This window comes from Pseudomonas sp. TE12234 (assembly GCF_054061835.1).
This window is the reverse complement of sequence record NZ_JBSSEP010000002.1, coordinates 404,483-422,679: the sequence shown is the minus strand read 5'-3', so window position 1 is coordinate 422,679 and position 18,197 is coordinate 404,483. Positions and strand designations below refer to the sequence as shown.

Below are 18,197 nucleotides of genomic sequence, written 5' to 3'. Positions count from 1 at the left end.
GGGTCAAGCGACGGCTACGACGTCGAGAATCCGCTGGACCACCCGATCCTGGTCGATCCCCGCGGCTTCGGCTTCAAAGGAGAGAATGATGCGATGGCGCAGCACATCGAACAGCACGGCCTGGATGTCTTCCGGGCTGACGAAGTCGCGTCCGGCCAGCCATGCATGGGCGCGGGCGCAACGGTCGAGGGCAATCGAACCGCGAGGACTGGCGCCGTAGGCAATCCATTCGGCCATTTCCGGGTCGAATTTGGCCGGTGTCCGCGTGGCCATGACCAATTGCACCAGGTATTCCTCCACGGCGTCGGCCATGTACAAGCCGAGGATTTCCTTGCGCGCGGCAAAGATGGCCTGCTGACTGACCCGGCGTTCGGGCTTGGTCTCACCGTTCAGCGCTTCGCCGCGAGCCTGTTGCAGGATCCGCCGTTCGACGGCGGCATCGGGGAAGCCGATTTTCACGTGCATCAGGAAACGGTCGAGCTGGGCTTCGGGCAGCGGGTAGGTGCCTTCCTGCTCGATGGGGTTTTGCGTGGCCATCACCAGAAACAGCGGCGATAGCTCATACGTGCTGCGTCCGACACTGACCTGGCGCTCGGCCATGGCTTCGAGCAAGGCTGACTGGACCTTGGCCGGGGCCCGGTTGATTTCGTCCGCCAGCACCAGGTTGTGGAAGATCGGGCCTTGCTGGAACACGAAGCTGCCGGTTTCCGGGCGATAGATCTCCGTGCCGGTAATGTCGGCGGGCAACAGGTCGGGGGTGAACTGAATGCGATGGAACTGGGCTTCGATGCCCTCGGCCAGTTCTTTGATGGCCTTGGTCTTGGCCAGGCCAGGGGCGCCCTCGACCAGCATGTGGCCGTCGGCAAGCAGGGCGATGAGCAAGCGCTCGATGAGTTTTTCCTGGCCGAGAATCTGCGTTGAAAGAAAGGTTCGCAGCGCAAGCAGCGCTTCACGATGTTCCATCGATGACTGTTCCTGGAAAGGGTGACCGACGACGTTCGAATAACGCCAGGGCTGGGGGCGTTACTTTAATCCATCGCGGGGGGCGGCGACTAACGGCATTTTGCGTAAAGTGCAGGGATTTGAGTTCGGTCTCGCCACCGTACATGAAATGGTGACGACTCTACTGGTATTACTCCATCGATTGGAGGTCACTCATCAGCAGTTTGATGGCTGTCCTGTCGACCAGTTCGCACCACGGACCGTCGTCAACGATCGTACCGTTTTGCATGACGATGACGCGGTCGAAGCGGTGCAGGTGGCTGACATCATGAGTCACACAAATTAGTCCACGACCGGCGAAGGTGTCGAATAGCAATTCCCAGACTGGGGTGGCGAGCTTTGGCTCGATTGATGCGCTGGGTTCGTCGAACAGATTGAATCGTCCCGGTCTGTTGATCAGCCGCAGCAGTGATAGACGTTTGGCTTCGCCGCCTGAAATGTTGGATGCATTCTCAGTGAGATGGCGATGGCCAACAACTTCTTCGAGGTTTAGTCGCTGTATTGCCTGGTTTAGACATGGCGATTCAGCAACTCCGAACAGGACTGAATTTTTAAAGGTGCCTTCCAGAAACTGCGGGGACTGAGGACAATATCTGAGGACGTTCAAATGAGTCTGCGCGCTCAGTCTGGAAACCGGTAGGCAGTCGATGTTCAAGTGACTTCTCAGCTGAACATGCAATCCGGCCAGCGCTTCCAGTAACGTCGATTTACCCGCACCACTGGGGCCGGTGATAGCGACCGATTGACCTTGGGTGAAAGTGATGGCGTTCTCGATACGCAGGCGAATCATTCCGTTGTCGCTCACAACGCAGGGCTCGAGAGTCAGCGTCGATTCGTCTCGAGGCTTGATTTGGGCTGTTCGGTTGTCGTCAAAGTTTGGCAATGACAATAGCTGTTGGAGCCGACGCTGGTCAGCGAGGAACTGATCCAGTACCCGATAGCCCTCGGTCAGCGCGGTGATGTTAAGCAAAAAACTTCCCGCAATGGAAAAAATGGCAACCATTTGTCCAACGCTGATGCTTGGCTCGTTCGTCAGTTGATCGAGAACTCCCCAACTGAGTAATCCGCCCGTGGAAAGGCTTACAAACAGCACTTTCGTCCCACTCAAAACACCACCGGAGCTTGCCACGGTGATTGCCGCGTCGGCGTAATGCTTGAATGCACTGTTCAAGGGTTGCGTTGCCGTGTACTCGGCAGCCTCGAGCTTTATCGATTTGCCAGTGCTCAAGGTGCTGAATAGGAGCGCGCTGAGTTCATCCTCTTGCTCGTTGACTGCATCAAGGTGTTTTCTGCGCCACCTGATGATTCGGCAGGCAACGAATAAATAGACGACACCTAAGCTGCTCATCGCAATGAAAATGCCGATACCGCCCATGTAGGCAAAAGCGCATCCGACGATCAGAAATTCCAGGCACAGTGGGAGTCCAACGGTGACGAAGAACGTTAATAGTTGCTCGTGTGCTGTAATTCCCCGCTCCACTGATTTTATGAAGTGACCGATACGCCAAGAGCTGAACGGGATGAACTCTTTTCGCATCAGTTGCGCAACCCAGTGGGTGGATGCGTCCATTACTACTTTCTGCACCAGTTTGGATAAAAAAATACTTGCAGCGGATTAATGATTGCTTGTACACACCCCGCCAGAATGAACCCCCCCGTTAGAAGTAGTAGTGTATTGAGTGTCGCGCGGTCATCGCTGTTCAGTGTGTCAATTACGTTTCCTAGTAGTAATGGAGGGGCGAGAGCAATAAGTTTTAATATTATTATCGTCGTGATCGTTGATATCAATAAAGCGACGTGTGCTTTACAGGCTGTTCTAATGAAGGTCTGCATCGGGAATGCCTATAGCTGTTCGCAATAATTAAGCTGTTTTCGCCGTTTGGCGCAGGAATCGCTGGGGAACAACATGGCAACCATTTCTGATCAGGTTAAAACGTTCAAGTCCAGGAATATAAGATTGGCAGACGATGCCGTCGTCGGAGTATCGGGTAACTACTCTGTGGTAAGGCACTTTGCCGGTACGTAAAAGATTATTTTCTAATGAGTTGAGTTGAGCTGGAACGTCTTTTACGAAATCCACTATTGGGGGGTCGAGAGTTGGAAGTTTCAATCTGCTTACAGCTTCGAAATCTATAAGAGGTTTTAGTTTTTCCGAGCTTGCTAGAAATGAAAGTGTTGCTCTATCAGTCGCTTCTTGCACATCGTCATACAGTTCACTGACTTGAAATTGTTCCGTCGCTGCTCTTTGGATTGCGGTGCATAAGTCCAATGAACAACCTGAACCGATGGGTGACAAATGGTGATGGCCGGGGCCGGATTTCGGTAGTGCAACGGAGAAATAAACATCCATCACATCTTTTATGACTATGATCTGTAGTTTATCTGCTAGCGCAAGGGCGTAGTCGTTGTTCTGCAGCGCTTTGACGAGTAAAGGTTTAGAGGGGTTATATAATTTCATATTCGGACCAATCGAACAAACCGCCATGAAGAAGCAGGACAGGATGTGCCTTTCGATGATTTCATTGATTCCGTGAAGTAATGCTTCAGCTTTGATGCAGCCAAAAGCAGTCCCTGAGTTAGAGGAGTAACGAGACAGGAAGCGCATGCCTGTATTTTCACCACTCAAATTGGCACTCTCCATCCTCGGGCATAGAAGAATTTTCGGAACGAAGAGCTCTTTACTTTGATCGAGCGTTGTGAGTTTAAAAGATTTTATGAGCTCCGATGCATTTGGCAGGCTAGTGAAAAGCCCATCGTTTTCTGCTGCTTTTTGAGAAGCGATAAATCCACAGGACTGAACACTCGAATCATCAGCGTTGAACTGGAAAATGCTGAGGTGTTCGATGCTTTCAGCAAGAGCTCCAATGAGCGAATCTGGACCTTTTCCTGCGCCGGACTCTATTAGATTTCGGCTTTTATCAAAAAGTTTTGCTGTGGCTACAAGTGCGTTGCAATCAATATATTGAGTGACGGCATTTAGATTTAAGGATTCAATTATTCTTTGGATTTTTTGTAAAGCCGTGACGGGGTCGGTTTCACGCTCTGACATAAGTGCCTCATCGGGGTCTGAATGCCGAAAGGGCCCTTTCGGCATTTGCTGCAGATGTGATTTGTGCGAATCAGTTAGTCAGCGAGGCAAAGAAGTTTACTTCATTTGCCAAGAGGCCACTTGATGTGATCAATGCCTGGGGAAGTTCATCCCAAGGGGTTATCTCAGTGCGTTTTTTACCCATGATGTTAACTCCTTTTTTTATGGAGCAGCACTAGGAAGTAGGTGCTGCGCTTGCGAGATTTATTCGCAAGTGACTTATTAATAGCAGTCAGGCTTTTGAGGTTCAATTGTTCGGTGTCGCGAAACTTCCCATGTGAATGTGGGCTTGTTCCTACATTGAAGTGGGATGGATCTCGGCGAATTTTAGAGTCTGTTAAAATTTGCGTATTTTTCCCGTTATTCCAGTAGTTTGCGATGTTTAAAGATTTGGAGAGGTGATGGTTTCTTTTGCTTCAGAATTGGGTGTTGCTAGCGCAGTCGGACAAAAAACGGCTGGAGTCGTTTACAAGAGGGAAGTCGAAAGGGAAAGGCTTATTTCCGGATGATGTGTATCGCAGGCGATCCGTCGGGGAAATCGTTGGAGATTTGTGGGGCTTGAATTGACGATGTTCTTTTGGACGCCTTCGCGGGCAGTCTCGCTCCTACAGGGACGCAATGTTTGCGCACGCCATCGGTATTGAAGGAGCGGGGCTTGCCTGCGATGGCGGTCGCTCAGACACTGAAATTTCAGAGTTGGCTGATGTAAGTCCCGGTCCCCTTGAGAATGTTCTGCAAGGTTTCCTCAACTTCCGCCAGCTCGCTCGCATCGGTGCTGTGAGTGATCTCCAGCACATCATCGCCATTGAGCGCATCAGCATCGGCCGCCGCGATTTCGATCTTCAGCAGGGTAGGGCTCAGGGTGACTTTCACACCGTCCAGGGACGATGGTTCGTCATCGAGGGTGATTTCCAGCTCGTCCTCGTCCGGGTAGCGGGTCATCAGGAACATTTCGCCCTTGTTGCTGTGGCAGCAGAGCATGGCCATGTTGTCTTCTTCTTCATCGCAAGGGTTGACGATCAAGAGGGGGGTGGTCATTTGCATGGGGAGTTCCTGGCTCGGCGAGCGTTTGAGGGCTACAAAAGCCAATTCTGCCAGCCGTCGAGTCTTTGTGCTGCCCCCGCGTGGCCTGAGTCGCAAAATAGTGCGTTTTATATTATTGGTCGGATGAATTTCAGTCTGGCTTCATGGTTTGGTCTATGAATGATGAAAGACCTGTCTTTCGGATGTGTCTCATCCGGCAACATGAAAAATCCGATGGGGCTGTAGGGTATTTATACAAGAGAAAAATAACCCGCATCCACGGCGCTTTTGCTTGTTTTGTCCGATTTATTTGCCTTAGTTTTTGCAGCTCGAACGCATTGGATTGCGTAGTCAGCTATGAAAAAAAGGACCTTTGAATGAGTCGTTATTTTGAGTGGGCGGATGAGATCAAACATTTGTCCGAAGAGCAGGTCGAGGAGCTCTACCAGCGTTATCTGAACGGTGAAAAAACTGCGGAACTGGCAGTCGAATACAACATTTCGGCGAATGTCCGCAGTCTGTTGAAGGTATTGCCACCCATCATCAGCAAGGACCTGGCATGCCCTTACTGCGACCTTCCCATGTGGGTGCGTCGGCATGCCAGGGGTACTCCTGTCTCAATCCGTAAGCCCTTCAAATGCGTGCGGTGCGAGCACTATCACTTCGCGCCGGGCAACTATGGTCGGCAAAGGCTCTGTAATTGCATCGAGTGTTACAAAGTGCGCCAGCAGGAAGTCGCGGCCCAAGCGTTGCGCGACCGGAGTGAGCTGGAGAAGCGTTATGGAGTAACGAGTCCGCCAGTGCCGTATGCGTCGCTGAGCTTCGTTCAGAAACTGGTCCTGCTTGCCTTGCTGGACGATGGCGGCGCCGCCGGTGCGGAACGCATCGCCCCGCTCGATGCCAGTACAAGAAGCGAATATTTGGCGCCCAGCGAAGAATCCAGCGAAGAGTGGGTGAAAAAGCTCTACGAATGCGGCGCATTATTGGTCGATCTGGGCTCGGATATTAAGGCGTTCGATCGGGCATCCGGATGCCTGATCAACGATTTTTCCGCAGTACGCTGGCTGCCAAACGTTGCCCTGGAGCCCGGCGTACAGTGCACTCGCGACGCGCTGTACCTGGCGCTTTATCAGGAGCTGTCCGGGGCCGTGCAGCCCGCCTGGAAAAGCGAGCTTTATGCGTTGATGTTCAGTCTGGCGCGGGATGAGTCGATCCAGTACATCCAGGTGCTGGCCAATGAGGTGAATTTTGTGTTCAGCGCCCAAGGGCGTGCCGAAACCGTCGTTGGCCAGCTTTTGCAGGACTTCTCGGTAAGTCATCTCTACTACTTTGCGCGCCTGGCCGTGAAAAATGCCGCGCATTTTTATGCGACCGGCAACTCCAAGGGCAGAAACCATGCAGCAAACACCATTCCGGGCAACATGCTGGGTACGGCGCAGGATGCGCTGGCGAGGAATTGGCGCAAGACAGCCTATCGCGATTCGCGGGTGCCGCAGTCGGCCTTGCATCGCTTGTTATATGACGTGGTACTCAAGGACAGCGGTGCTGGCTTTTCGAAGTCCCCCGGAATCTATTGGCGCGATGAATTGGTGCCGCAGTTTTTTTCCGGGGCCCTCTTCGGCAGTGATCTGGCAGGGCATCTGCAGCTGTTTTGTCGTGAGTGCGACTCGGCCAATATCGACGCCAGCATGGACAAGATGACGCTGCAAATGATGTGTTACGACTGCGCCACCGTGAGTAAATTTCGAGCCATTGAAGACTTGATTGACTGATTTGGTCGTAGTTTCTACGGCGATCTCGTCGGCGCCCATGATTTGCCCCGCAATCATGGGTGTCGTCTTTTTCTGATTCGCTTGAAAACGCAACGGTCTCGAGCACGTGTTTTCGGGTGAATGACCGGCTGATCCGGCAGGAATTTCCCCGATTTCCCGCTCGGCTGCTAGTGTTGATCGTTGCACATGGCGCAAGCAGCGTACCGTTGACCGAATATGTCGCAGCACCGCAAGCACGGGCCTTGCCGCACTCGTTAAGCTGCGCAACGGATGAGCACCTGTAAAGGCATTGCGCTGCGCGCAGCCCAGTCGTTTTTGCAGATGCCCATTCATGGAAGGTGAATGTGACCTGAGTGTCTCGTCCAGCTTCACCCACCTGTCGTCCTGTTTCCTCTGCCCGAGAATCAGGAACAGGGTGACGGGTTGCCCCGAACAGGGGTTTTGCACGCGACGCTTCCATCAATAACAAGCCCAAGCGGAGTACCACAGATGGCGTTCTTCACCGCAGCCAGCAAAGCCGACTTCCAGCACCAACTGCAAGCGGCACTGGCGCAGCACATCAGTGAACAGGCACTGCCACAAGTGGCGCTGTTCGCTGAACAATTCTTCGGCATCATTTCCCTGGATGAACTGACCCAGCGTCGGTTGTCCGACCTCGCTGGCTGTACCCTTTCTGCGTGGCGCCTGCTTGAGCGCTTCGATCACGCGCATCCGCAAGTGCGCGTCTACAACCCCGATTACGAGCGTCATGGCTGGCAGTCGACCCACACCGCGGTCGAAGTGCTGCACCATGACCTGCCGTTCCTGGTCGACTCGGTGCGTACCGAGCTGAACCGTCGCGGTTACAGCATTCACACCCTGCAAACCACCGTGCTGAGCGTGCGTCGCGGCAGCAAGGGCGAGTTGCTGGAAATCCTGCCGAAAGGCACCCAGGGCGACGACATTCTGCAAGAGTCGTTGATGTACCTGGAAATCGACCGTTGTGCCAACACCGCCGAACTGAACGTGCTGACCAAAGAGCTGGAGCAAGTGCTCGGCGAAGTGCGCGTTGCGGTTGGCGATTTCGAGCCGATGAAGGCCAAGGTCCAGGAAATCCTTTCCAGCCTGGACAACAGCCAGTTCGCCGTCGATGCCGACGAGAAGAGCGAAATCAAGAGCTTCCTGGAATGGTTGGTGGGCAACCACTTCACCTTCCTCGGCTACGAAGAGTTCGTGGTGCGTGATGAAGCCGACGGCGGTCACATCGTCTACGACCAGGACTCTTTCCTGGGCCTGACCAAACTGCTGCGTACCGGCATGACCTACGATGAACTGCGCATCGAAGACTACGCCGTTAACTACCTGCGCGAGCCGAAACTGCTGACGTTCGCCAAGGCCGCGCACCCAAGCCGCGTGCACCGTCCGGCTTACCCGGACTACGTATCGATCCGTGAAATCGATGCCGACGGCAAGATCATCAAGGAATGCCGTTTCATGGGCCTGTACACCTCCTCGGTGTACGGCGAAAGCGTGCGTGCCATTCCGTACATCCGCCGCAAGGTCGAGGAAATCGAACGCCGTTCCGGCTTCCAGGCCAAGGCACACCTGGGCAAGGAACTGGCACAGGTGCTCGAAGTGCTGCCGCGCGACGATCTGTTCCAGACCCCGGTGGACGAGCTGTTCAGCACCGTGATGTCGATCGTGCAGATCCAGGAACGCAACAAGATTCGCGTGTTCCTGCGCAAAGACCCGTACGGCCGCTTCTGCTACTGCCTGGCCTACGTGCCGCGTGACATCTACTCCACCGAAGTGCGCCAGAAGATCCAGCAAGTGCTGATGGATCGCCTGAAAGCCTCCGATTGCGAGTTCTGGACCTTCTTCTCCGAGTCCGTGCTGGCTCGCGTGCAGCTGATCCTGCGCGTCGACCCGAAAAACCGCATCGACATCGACCCGCTGCTGCTGGAAAAAGAAGTGGTGCAGGCCTGCCGCAGCTGGCAGGACGACTACGCCAGCCTGGTGGTTGAAAGCTTCGGCGAAGCCCACGGCACCAACGTGCTGGCCGACTTCCCGAAAGGTTTCCCGGCCGGTTACCGCGAGCGTTTCGCAGCCCATTCGGCTGTGGTCGACATGCAGCACCTGCTGAGCCTGAGCGAAAAGAATCCGCTGGTGATGAGCTTCTATCAGCCGCTGGGCCAGGTCTCCGGCCAGCGTGAGCTGCATTGCAAGCTGTACCACGCCGATACCCCGCTGGCACTGTCCGACGTATTGCCGATCCTGGAAAACCTCGGCTTGCGGGTACTGGGTGAGTTCCCGTATCGCCTGCGTCACACCAATGGCCGCGAGTTCTGGATTCACGACTTCGCGTTCACCGCCGCCGAAGGCCTGGAACTGGACATCCAGCAACTCAACGACACCCTGCAGGACGCGTTCGTCCACATCGTGCGCGGCGATGCCGAAAACGATGCGTTCAACCGTCTGGTGCTGACCGCCGGCCTGCCATGGCGTGATGTGGCGCTGCTGCGTGCTTACGCCCGCTACATGAAGCAGATTCGTCTGGGCTTCGACCTGGGCTACATCGCCAGCACCCTGAACAACCACACCGACATCGCTCGCGAGTTGACCCGGTTGTTCAAGACCCGTTTCTACCTGGCGCGCAAACTCACCAGCGACGATCTGGAAGACAAGCAGCAACGTCTGGAACAAGCGATCCTGAGCGCCCTGGACGACGTCCAGGTGTTGAACGAAGACCGTATCCTGCGTCGCTACCTGGACCTGATCAAGGCAACCCTGCGTACCAACTTCTACCAGACTGATGCGAACGGGCATAACAAGTCCTACTTCAGCTTCAAGTTCAACCCGCACCTGATTCCAGAGCTGCCAAAGCCGGTACCGAAGTTCGAAATCTTCGTTTACTCGCCGCGCGTCGAAGGCGTGCACCTGCGCTTCGGCAACGTGGCGCGTGGTGGCCTGCGCTGGTCCGACCGTGAAGAAGACTTCCGTACCGAAGTCCTGGGCCTGGTAAAAGCCCAGCAAGTGAAGAACTCGGTCATCGTGCCGGTGGGTGCGAAGGGTGGCTTCCTGCCACGTCGCCTGCCACTGGGCGGCAGCCGTGACGAGATCGCGGCCGAAGGCATTGCCTGCTACCGCATCTTCATTTCGGGTCTGCTGGACATCACCGACAACCTGAAAGACGGCGCCCTGGTGCCGCCGGCCAATGTCGTGCGTCATGACGACGATGACCCGTACCTGGTCGTGGCTGCGGACAAGGGCACTGCAACCTTCTCCGACATCGCCAACGGCATCGCCATCGACTACGGCTTCTGGCTGGGTGACGCGTTTGCGTCCGGTGGTTCGGCCGGTTACGACCACAAGAAAATGGGCATCACCGCCAAGGGCGCGTGGGTCGGCGTACAACGCCACTTCCGCGAGCGCGGCATCAACGTCCAGAAAGACAGCATCACCGTGGTCGGTGTCGGCGACATGGCCGGTGACGTGTTCGGTAACGGCTTGTTGATGTCCGACAAGCTGCAACTGGTCGCAGCGTTCAACCACCTGCACATCTTCATCGATCCGAACCCGAATCCGGCCACCAGCTTCGCCGAGCGTCAGCGTCTGTTCGACCTGCCGCGTTCGGCCTGGTCGGATTACGACACCAGCATCATGTCCGAAGGCGGCGGGATCTTCTCGCGCAGCGCGAAAAGCATCGCGATTTCCCCGCAGATGCAGGAACGCTTCGACATCCAGGCTGACAAGCTGACCCCGACCGAACTGCTCAACGCCTTGCTCAAGGCGCCGGTGGATCTGTTGTGGAACGGCGGTATCGGTACCTACGTCAAAGCCAGCACCGAAACCCACGCCGATGTCGGCGACAAGGCCAACGATGCACTGCGCGTGAACGGCAACGAACTGCGCTGCAAAGTGGTGGGCGAGGGCGGTAACCTCGGCATGACCCAGCTGGGTCGTGTGGAGTTCGGCCTCAATGGCGGCGGCTCCAACACCGACTTCATCGACAACGCCGGTGGCGTGGACTGCTCCGACCACGAAGTCAACATCAAGATCCTGCTGAACGAAGTGGTTCAGGCCGGTGACATGACCGACAAGCAACGCAACCAGTTGCTGGCGAGCATGACCGACGAAGTCGGCAACCTGGTACTGGGCAACAACTACAAGCAGACTCAGGCCTTGTCCCTGGCGGCCCGTCGCGCCTTGCCGCGCATTGCCGAGTACAAGCGTCTGATGAACGACCTGGAAGGTCGCGGCAAGCTGGATCGCGCCATCGAGTTCCTGCCGAACGAAGAGCAGATCAACGAGCGCGTTGCCGCAGGCCATGGCCTGACCCGCGCCGAGCTGTCGGTATTGATCTCCTACAGCAAGATCGATCTCAAGGAGCAGTTGCTGAACTCCCTGGTGCCGGACGACGATTACCTGACCCGCGACATGGAAACCGCTTTCCCGCCGACTCTGGTGAGCAAGTTCTCCCAAGCCATGCGCCGTCATCGTCTGAAGCGCGAAATCGTCAGCACCCAGATCGCCAACGACCTGGTCAACCACATGGGCATCACCTTCGTTCAACGACTCAAAGAGTCGACCGGCATGAGCCCGGCGAACGTGGCCGGTGCTTACGTGATCGTGCGCGACATTTTCCATCTCCCGCACTGGTTCCGTCAGATCGAAGCCCTGGACTACCAGGTCTCCGCCGATGTGCAACTGGAGCTGATGGATGAGCTGATGCGTCTGGGCCGTCGCGCTACGCGCTGGTTCCTGCGCACCCGTCGCAACGAGCAGAACGCTGCCCGTGACGTCGCGCACTTCGGTCCGCATCTGGCAGCGCTGGGCCTCAAGCTCGACGAACTGCTGGAAGGCCCGACCCGCGAAGGCTGGCAGTCCCGCTACCAGGCCTACGTCGCTGCTGGCGTTCCTGAGTTGCTGGCGCGCATGGTTGCAGGCACTACTCACCTGTACACCTTGCTGCCGATCATCGAGGCCTCCGACGTGACCGGCCAGAACGCAGCGGACGTGGCCAAGGCCTACTTCGCCGTGGGCAGCGCGCTGGACATCACCTGGTACCTGCAACAGATCAGCGCTCTGCCGGTTGAAAACAACTGGCAGGCCCTGGCCCGTGAAGCGTTCCGCGATGACGTCGACTGGCAGCAACGTGCGATCACCATCTCGGTCCTGCAGCAGGGCGACGGCACCCAGGACGTGGAAACACGCCTGGAACTGTGGATGCAGCAGAACGAAAGCATGATCGAACGCTGGCGCGCCATGCTGGTGGAAATCCGTGCCGCCAGCGGCACTGATTACGCCATGTACGCGGTGGCCAACCGCGAATTGCTGGATCTGGCATTGAGCGGTCAAGCGGTGGTATCTGCCGCAGCGGTCGCCGAGCTGGAACCGGCGGCCTGATCAGGCGTTGAATGAAAAAGCCCCGCATCGAGAGATGCGGGGCTTTTTTATTCAAGGGTGGAAACGTGTCGGCCCATGGATCGATCACTCAGGTGTAGGGCGTGGAGCGTGCGGGTGTCGAGACGTGCCTTTCCAGAATTTGCAGATTGAACGTGACGACATCGCCGGACTCATCGGTGAAACAGGTGCTGTATGCCGGGTCGCGCCAGATTGCTTTTTTGATGATTCCGGCGTTGCGTGCTTTCAAGTAAAGGGTCGCTTGGGAGCTGCTCAAATCATCCAGAGTGATGATTTGATGAAAGCCGTTCAGTAAATGGAAGGAGGTGGTATTACCGCCGGAGGCCGGATAGGCGCCCAGCACGCCTTTTCCGCCCTTGCTGAAGTATTTTTGGTAGTAGGCTTCGTTCAGAATCTGCAGGTTGTAGTAGTCGTTATAACACTTGAAGTGGACGACCATGGCCGTGGATTTTCTACTGCCTGTACGGAGCATGGTTTGGGTGACAGGATCATAGGCTTCAAAGGTCGTCACTACATTTGGAGGTATGGGAGATCTGCTTCCACCCGGTTCGAAATGACCCGCGCTCAATACCTGGTCAAAAAATGTCATGTTGATTCCATCGCAAGTGATGCGGGCGATGAAGGATCTTTCCTGGTCTTTAGTCATGAAGACGTTCCTTGTCTATAGGGGATAATTGTTGGCGCCGTCGCGCGGAGCTGAAGATACCGCTATTTAAAATTCATGACGTTGATTAATTGTGAGCAAACTCTTCCTGTCCAGATTGGAGTTTGCTCACATTGATTTTCGCAGTTTCAATACGATTTTCGCTCTGTCGTGTTGTCGAGCATCGAGACGTTACTTGTCGGGTTGGTCAATAAATTACTGAGCGACTGGTCAAACTTCTGCAGCGCTCTTACTTGCACATTCTGCTGTTCGTTAATATCCGCGACGATGTCTTCGCTGCGCTTGTAATCCGCCCATACCGGGCTCAACGCCTTGGCGTCCTGCCCTTGCGCAGTGCCGATGTAAGCCAGGTTGTTGTCGTAAAAGTCCACACTGACCTTCGCTTCGATGTCGGAGCTGCGCGATGTCATCAGCTGGCTGCGGCTGTCGACGATGCCGACCACCTCCGGCTTGGCCGCCATCAGGCTCCGCATGTCCGGGTACACCGTGACCGAGCCGAACTGGCGCTGCAATGAGGCCTTGACCCAATCCACCGCCAGATCGGGCTGGGAGGTGGCTACGTAGGCATCGTGAATCGGTTGCACCAGCAGGCTCTGGCCGAAACCGGTGCCGGCGTTGGCCTGGTAATTCTGTAAGTAGGCGCGGTTGGTTTGAGTATTGCGGCTGTAGACGATGCCCAGCGAAACGTTGTGGCCGTTGGGTATGCTCCGGGCATTACTGCGCCCAACGGGTTGCGTGAAAATGCCATCCACTGAAGATACCGCCGAAGGAGCGGTGGGTATTGAACAGCCGGCTATTAGCACGGTGACTGTCAGGGTACTGACAAGCGCAAGTTTCATGGTGTTTCTCCGGTGAAACAACATCAGTCGGAAAGTTAAATTGCCGGTTTTACTCGGCAGTCATTCCAGACTAAACCGCGAATTGACGATGAAATAGTCAATATCCGTAGTTATCAGGCGGCCAATAGTTTTGTTTGGTTTAAAGCGTTTGGGTTAATTGCCGACGGATATAAAAAGGCCCAAATCAATGATTCGGGCCTTTTTGTTTATGGCTGAACGTACAGCTATCAGTTTTCCAATGGGATCAGTACTTTCTCTTCTGGCGACAGCACTATGAACACCAATAGTTTTGCAGGCTTGGTTTTGCTGGCGTTTTTTGAAACCAGGTGCTCGGAACCGGCCGGTTCGTACCAATACTCACCGGCCTTGTAGGTCCGTTCTTTTTCGCCCTTGACCTGAGAAGTGATGGCCCCCGATAACACATAGGCCATGGCAGTGCCTTCATGCTTGTGTGCAATGGAGGATTGCCCCGGCTGGTAGTCGACTTCGATCATCAGGGCTTTCTTGCCAGGTGCGTTTTGCAGCATTTGATCTTGCAGCACCGTGACCTTTTCCGAATGATCACTGGCTTCATGGGCGAATGCCGAGGCGGAAACGGTCAGGGCCAAGGCAACAAAAGGGGCAGTACATAGGCGCAAAACGTTCATGGTTCATTACCTGCAATGGGTGAGTTGTCCGGAACCAATCTAGTGCGCCACCCACCACAAACAAACAGCCAATATTCGGGAAGTCCAGGGGACCAATGTCAGGTCTTCAGACAAAAAAAGATCGCAGCCCCCGGCACCTTCTACAGAGGTACCCATGCCCTGTAGAAAATGCCGAAAGCTGCGATCTTTAATCGAGTTCTTAACGAATCGGAAAACTGTTGAAGTCGACAGCGTTGGCCAGTTGGCAATCGATCAGGTCGATGAATCCCTGCACTTGAGGGCTGTTGAAATGCAATTGCATGGCCGCTTCCGATTGCCAATGGGCACTCACGGTCCAGCGATTACTGTCGTCGGGGCAACGGTCGACCATGTAGGACTCACAACCCGGAAGTTCGCGCAGGGTTTCGACAATCTTTTGCAGTTGCTTACCCAGTTCGTCCGAGCGACCAGCGACGGCTTTTACCTTGACGGTATTGATCATTTGGTTGGGCATTGCTCACACTCCTGAATCAGGCCGGACGAATCCTGCTCATTGAGAGATAACGCCTATGCAGGATAGGCCTGCACCCCGGGACCACCAATAGCCAATCGCCGGATAAAGTCGCAGACCAATCCGTCAGGCGACTTGCTGCAAGATGTCCCGCAGGCGATCCAGGGCGATGTCGATGTCCAGGGTTTCAATGGCGCCAAAACCGAGGAAAAGCCCGGCCAGCGGCGCCTGTTGGTAGAAAAAGCTGTCGATGGGGTAGAGCCCGACTTCGACTTTTTTCGCCAGTTCGATCACCAACGGGACATCGATCGGCACTTTGCACAGCACCACCATGTGGAAACCGGCCGTGGTCGGCACTGCTTCAAGCCATGGCGAAAGGTCGGTGGCGATGCGCGCCAGTATCCGGTCCCGTCGACCGGCGTAGATCGTGTGACAACGGCGAATGTGCTTGAGCAGGCAGCCTTCGGCGATGAACTTGGCCAGCGCCCATTGCGGCAGGGTCGAGGTGTGAAGGTCGGTGAGCTGCTTGGCACGCACCACCGCATCGAGAATCGCCGGCGGCAGAATCGCATAACCCAGCCGCAACTCCGGCAACAGGGTTTTCGAGAAGGTCCCGACGTAGGCGACGATCCCGCGTTCATCCATGCTTTGCAGCGAATCCGTGGGCCGGCCCTCATAGCGGAATTCGCTGTCGTAGTCGTCTTCGATGATGATTGCCCCCAGCTCATGGGCCTTGGCCAGCAACGCCACGCGCCGTTCCTGACTCATGGGCATGCCCAGCGGGAACTGGTGCGACGGGGTCACATAAATCAGCCGCGTGCCAAGGGGGATCTTGTCCACCTGAATGCCTTCGCCATCCACTGGTACGCCGATCACCGTGGCGCCGTGGGTGCCGAACAACAGGCGTGCCGGTGGGTAACCGGGGTCTTCCATGGCGACGATGCTGCCAGGGCGGGTCAGTACCCGGGCAATCAGGTCCAGGGCCTGTTGGGCGCCGTTGCACACCACCACGTCTTCATCCTGGCAATTGACCCCGCGAGAAAATGCGATGTGCCGGGCGATGGCATTGCGCAGTGCCGGCAGGCCTTCCGGCAGGCTGTAGAAGCCTTTGGAGGCGGAGATCTGCCGCAAGGCGTGGGAGGTGCAGCGCCGCCAGTCGTCCTGGGGAAACTGGCCCTTGCTGGTGGCGCCACCAATGAAGTCGTAGCGCAGCGAGCCTTCCAGTGTCGGGTGGCGCAGAAATACTGGCAGGTTGCGCCAGGATTCAATGACCTCGAAACCGGCCAGTTCCGAATGGCTCTGTTTACGCTCGACTTTCGAAGCCCGGGCGTTGACATAGGTGCCTTTGCCGATCACTCCGGTCAGGAAGTTTTCGTAGGTCAGTTGAGCATAGGTGTCGGAAATGGTCTTGCGCGAAATGCCCAGTTGCTCGGCCAGCAGGCGACTGGGCGGCAGCTGCGTACCGGCTGCCAGACGTCCGGACTCGATCGCGCTGCGCAGTTGGTTGTACAGCTGACCGGCCAGGTCCTTGCGGCCATTGATGACAACATGTAGTTCCATACCGGCCAAACTCCGGGGCAATTGGGGCGCGTGTGCGTCGCGCAAGATTACCCTCATCCGGCGCTTGTGCAGAAGTTGCGTGGCGGAAAAACCGTCAATTGGTCTGGAGACGGGTGGTCCACGGTTTTTCCGTCGAATTGGACCTGTAACGCACAGGCAACAACGGATAACGTCAATTACACATCCGTGCTGCACGAGGCCCGCCATGAACCCCCGTCTGGATTACTACAGCGCGTCACCCAAGGCGATGAAAGCCATGATCGCGATGGAGGCCTTGACCAGCAGCTTGAGCATCGAGCCGGCGCTGCTGCACCTGATCAAGATCCGTGCGTCACAGCTCAACGGCTGTGCGTTCTGCACCGACATGCATTCGGTGGATGCCCGGCGCCTGGGCGAAACCGATCGGCGCCTGTATTCCATTGTGGTATGGCGTGACAGCAACTTCTTCAACCCGCGCGAACGGGCGGCCCTGGCCTGGACCGAGGCCGTGACCCTGCTTGCCGAAAGCCATGTGCCGGACGATGTCTATGAGCAGGTGCGAGCGCAATTCAGTGAAGCTGAGCTGGTCGACCTGACCATCGCCGTCACCACCATCAACAGCTGGAATCGGCTGGCGGTGAGTTTCCGGCAAAGCCCCAGTACCTGATCGGTTTGTCATACGGCTTTCATGAAGGGTGCGCAGGATGGATTGCACCGATAGACGGACAGGGAGTCATCGATGTCAATCATGGAAGCCGGCAGCCGTCGGCGCATTGCCGAGCACTGCGCAGCCATCGAGAAAAGCGTTTCCTGGCGGACACTGGCGGCGGATCTCGATCCGGTGCTGGCCCAGTGTTTCAGTGTCACCGCTCGTTGTGGCTGTTTCATGCAGGCGGCACGGAGCCTCAATATCAAGGCGACCCGGCTGCGCAAGCAATTGGCGCAGCTGGAAACACAGCTGCAGTGTTCGTTGTTCAGCCCCTCGGACAATGGCGTTACCCTCAGTCGTGACGGGCTGCAGCTGCATTCGCAATTGATCGCACTGGCCCACGAGCGCGACTTGCCGGTGATCGAACAACCGCTGGTGCGCCTGGCTGTCGCCGAATCGATCCTGCACGACATTCTCGGGCGTGACCTGGTGGCCTTGCTGCGGCGCAACGCCAGCGTGCGCCTGGACATCATCAACCTCGACAGCGAACTGTCACTGCGAGCGGTCAGTGCCGATGTGGTGTTGTGGTTAGCCAGCACCGACTCGCCGCTACCCGGCCCGAGTTTTGCCATCAGCGAACCCCGGCGCCTGGCGCGTCTGGACTACCTGCCGCACATCGCCAAACGTTACTCAAGGGTCGCTTCGCGCCCGGACAGTCTCGATGACCTGGCCGATTTCCTGCTGGTGCAGTGGCAGCATGATCGGCAGGTCGACTGTTTTCGCCCGTGGAACAACCTGGTAGACCAGCGCCTGGCCGGGGTGGTGCAGTTGCATTCCTATGAACTGATGCTGGAGATGATCCGTTGCAGCGCCTGCATCGGCCTCTTGCCCGGCTACATGAGCCGTTTCGACCGTGGCTTGATCGGTTTGCCAGGGCTGTTCAACGCACCGATGCAGCGTCAGGTCTGGCTGGCGGTGAATGTCCACTCCGAGGGGGATGCGCAGGTGCAGATGATCGTCGAATTGATCAACAGCACCTTCAACGAGCGCCGGGAGTGGTTCGAAGGTTGAGCCCGATCAA

Annotated in this window: 13 protein-coding genes; 4 read left to right on the top strand and 9 right to left on the bottom strand. The window is 56.3% G+C overall.

Annotated elements, in window-relative coordinates:
- Window positions 1-3 precede the first annotated feature (3 nt).
- The 4 genes from ACVWYU_RS05550 to ACVWYU_RS05535 all read right to left on the bottom strand — a co-directional run bounded on the left by ACVWYU_RS05550 (window position 4) and on the right by ACVWYU_RS05535 (window position 5,134).
- Window positions 4-963, bottom strand: a complete 960-nt coding sequence (locus tag ACVWYU_RS05550; RefSeq protein ID WP_003218556.1) for an AAA family ATPase — start codon at window positions 961-963, stop codon at window positions 4-6.
- 169 nt (window positions 964-1,132) lie between these two features.
- Window positions 1,133-2,572: an ATP-binding cassette domain-containing protein gene (locus ACVWYU_RS05545; RefSeq protein ID WP_457372164.1), complete on the bottom strand. Its 1,440-nt coding sequence runs from the start codon at window positions 2,570-2,572 to the stop codon at window positions 1,133-1,135.
- A 291-nt stretch (window positions 2,573-2,863) separates the two neighbouring features.
- The gene (locus ACVWYU_RS05540) at window positions 2,864-4,051 is read right to left on the bottom strand and encodes a YcaO-like family protein (RefSeq protein WP_457372163.1); all 1,188 of its coding nucleotides are present in this window, start codon (window positions 4,049-4,051) and stop codon (window positions 2,864-2,866) included.
- A 729-nt stretch (window positions 4,052-4,780) separates the two neighbouring features.
- Window positions 4,781-5,134, bottom strand: coding sequence for a hypothetical protein (locus ACVWYU_RS05535; protein WP_247255767.1), 354 nt, complete (start codon window positions 5,132-5,134; stop codon window positions 4,781-4,783).
- 356 nt (window positions 5,135-5,490) lie between these two features.
- Here ACVWYU_RS05535 and ACVWYU_RS05530 point away from each other — a divergent pair, with 356 nt between their 5' ends.
- Together ACVWYU_RS05530 and ACVWYU_RS05525 are read left to right on the top strand one after the other, a co-directional pair.
- Window positions 5,491-6,885, top strand: coding sequence for a hypothetical protein (locus ACVWYU_RS05530; RefSeq protein ID WP_457372162.1), 1,395 nt, complete (start codon window positions 5,491-5,493; stop codon window positions 6,883-6,885).
- A gap of 489 nt (window positions 6,886-7,374) precedes the next feature.
- Window positions 7,375-12,270, top strand: a complete 4,896-nt coding sequence (locus ACVWYU_RS05525) for an NAD-glutamate dehydrogenase (protein ID WP_247255769.1) — start codon at window positions 7,375-7,377, stop codon at window positions 12,268-12,270.
- Between the two features lie 88 nt (window positions 12,271-12,358).
- On the opposite strand, the gene ACVWYU_RS05520 is transcribed toward ACVWYU_RS05525, so the two are convergent.
- From ACVWYU_RS05520 to pdxR, 5 genes are all read right to left on the bottom strand, one after another.
- Window positions 12,359-12,934: a hypothetical protein gene (locus ACVWYU_RS05520; RefSeq protein WP_457372161.1), complete on the bottom strand. Its 576-nt coding sequence runs from the start codon at window positions 12,932-12,934 to the stop codon at window positions 12,359-12,361.
- Window positions 12,935-13,080: 146 nt separating this feature from the next.
- On the bottom strand, window positions 13,081-13,791 hold the full coding sequence (locus tag ACVWYU_RS05515; protein ID WP_390956297.1) for an ATPase: 711 nt from the start codon (window positions 13,789-13,791) through the stop codon (window positions 13,081-13,083).
- Between the two features lie 227 nt (window positions 13,792-14,018).
- A complete protein-coding gene (locus ACVWYU_RS05510) occupies window positions 14,019-14,438 on the bottom strand; it encodes a cupin domain-containing protein (RefSeq protein WP_457372160.1) in 420 nt (139 codons plus the stop codon).
- A gap of 199 nt (window positions 14,439-14,637) precedes the next feature.
- Complete coding sequence (locus ACVWYU_RS05505) at window positions 14,638-14,931, bottom strand: putative quinol monooxygenase (RefSeq protein ID WP_457372159.1); 294 nt, start codon at window positions 14,929-14,931, stop codon at window positions 14,638-14,640.
- 123 nt (window positions 14,932-15,054) lie between these two features.
- Window positions 15,055-16,488 carry a MocR-like pyridoxine biosynthesis transcription factor PdxR gene (pdxR, locus tag ACVWYU_RS05500; RefSeq protein WP_457372158.1) on the bottom strand — a complete coding sequence of 478 codons (1,434 nt, stop codon included), beginning with the start codon at window positions 16,486-16,488 and terminating at the stop codon, window positions 15,055-15,057.
- Between the two features lie 205 nt (window positions 16,489-16,693).
- Between pdxR and ACVWYU_RS05495 the strand changes: the two genes are divergently transcribed.
- Window positions 16,694-17,134 carry a carboxymuconolactone decarboxylase family protein gene (locus ACVWYU_RS05495; RefSeq protein WP_457372157.1) on the top strand — a complete coding sequence of 147 codons (441 nt, stop codon included), beginning with the start codon at window positions 16,694-16,696 and terminating at the stop codon, window positions 17,132-17,134.
- A gap of 72 nt (window positions 17,135-17,206) precedes the next feature.
- A complete protein-coding gene (locus tag ACVWYU_RS05490) occupies window positions 17,207-18,187 on the top strand; it encodes a LysR family transcriptional regulator (protein ID WP_457372156.1) in 981 nt (326 codons plus the stop codon).
- The last annotated feature ends 10 nt before the right edge of the window (window positions 18,188-18,197 follow it).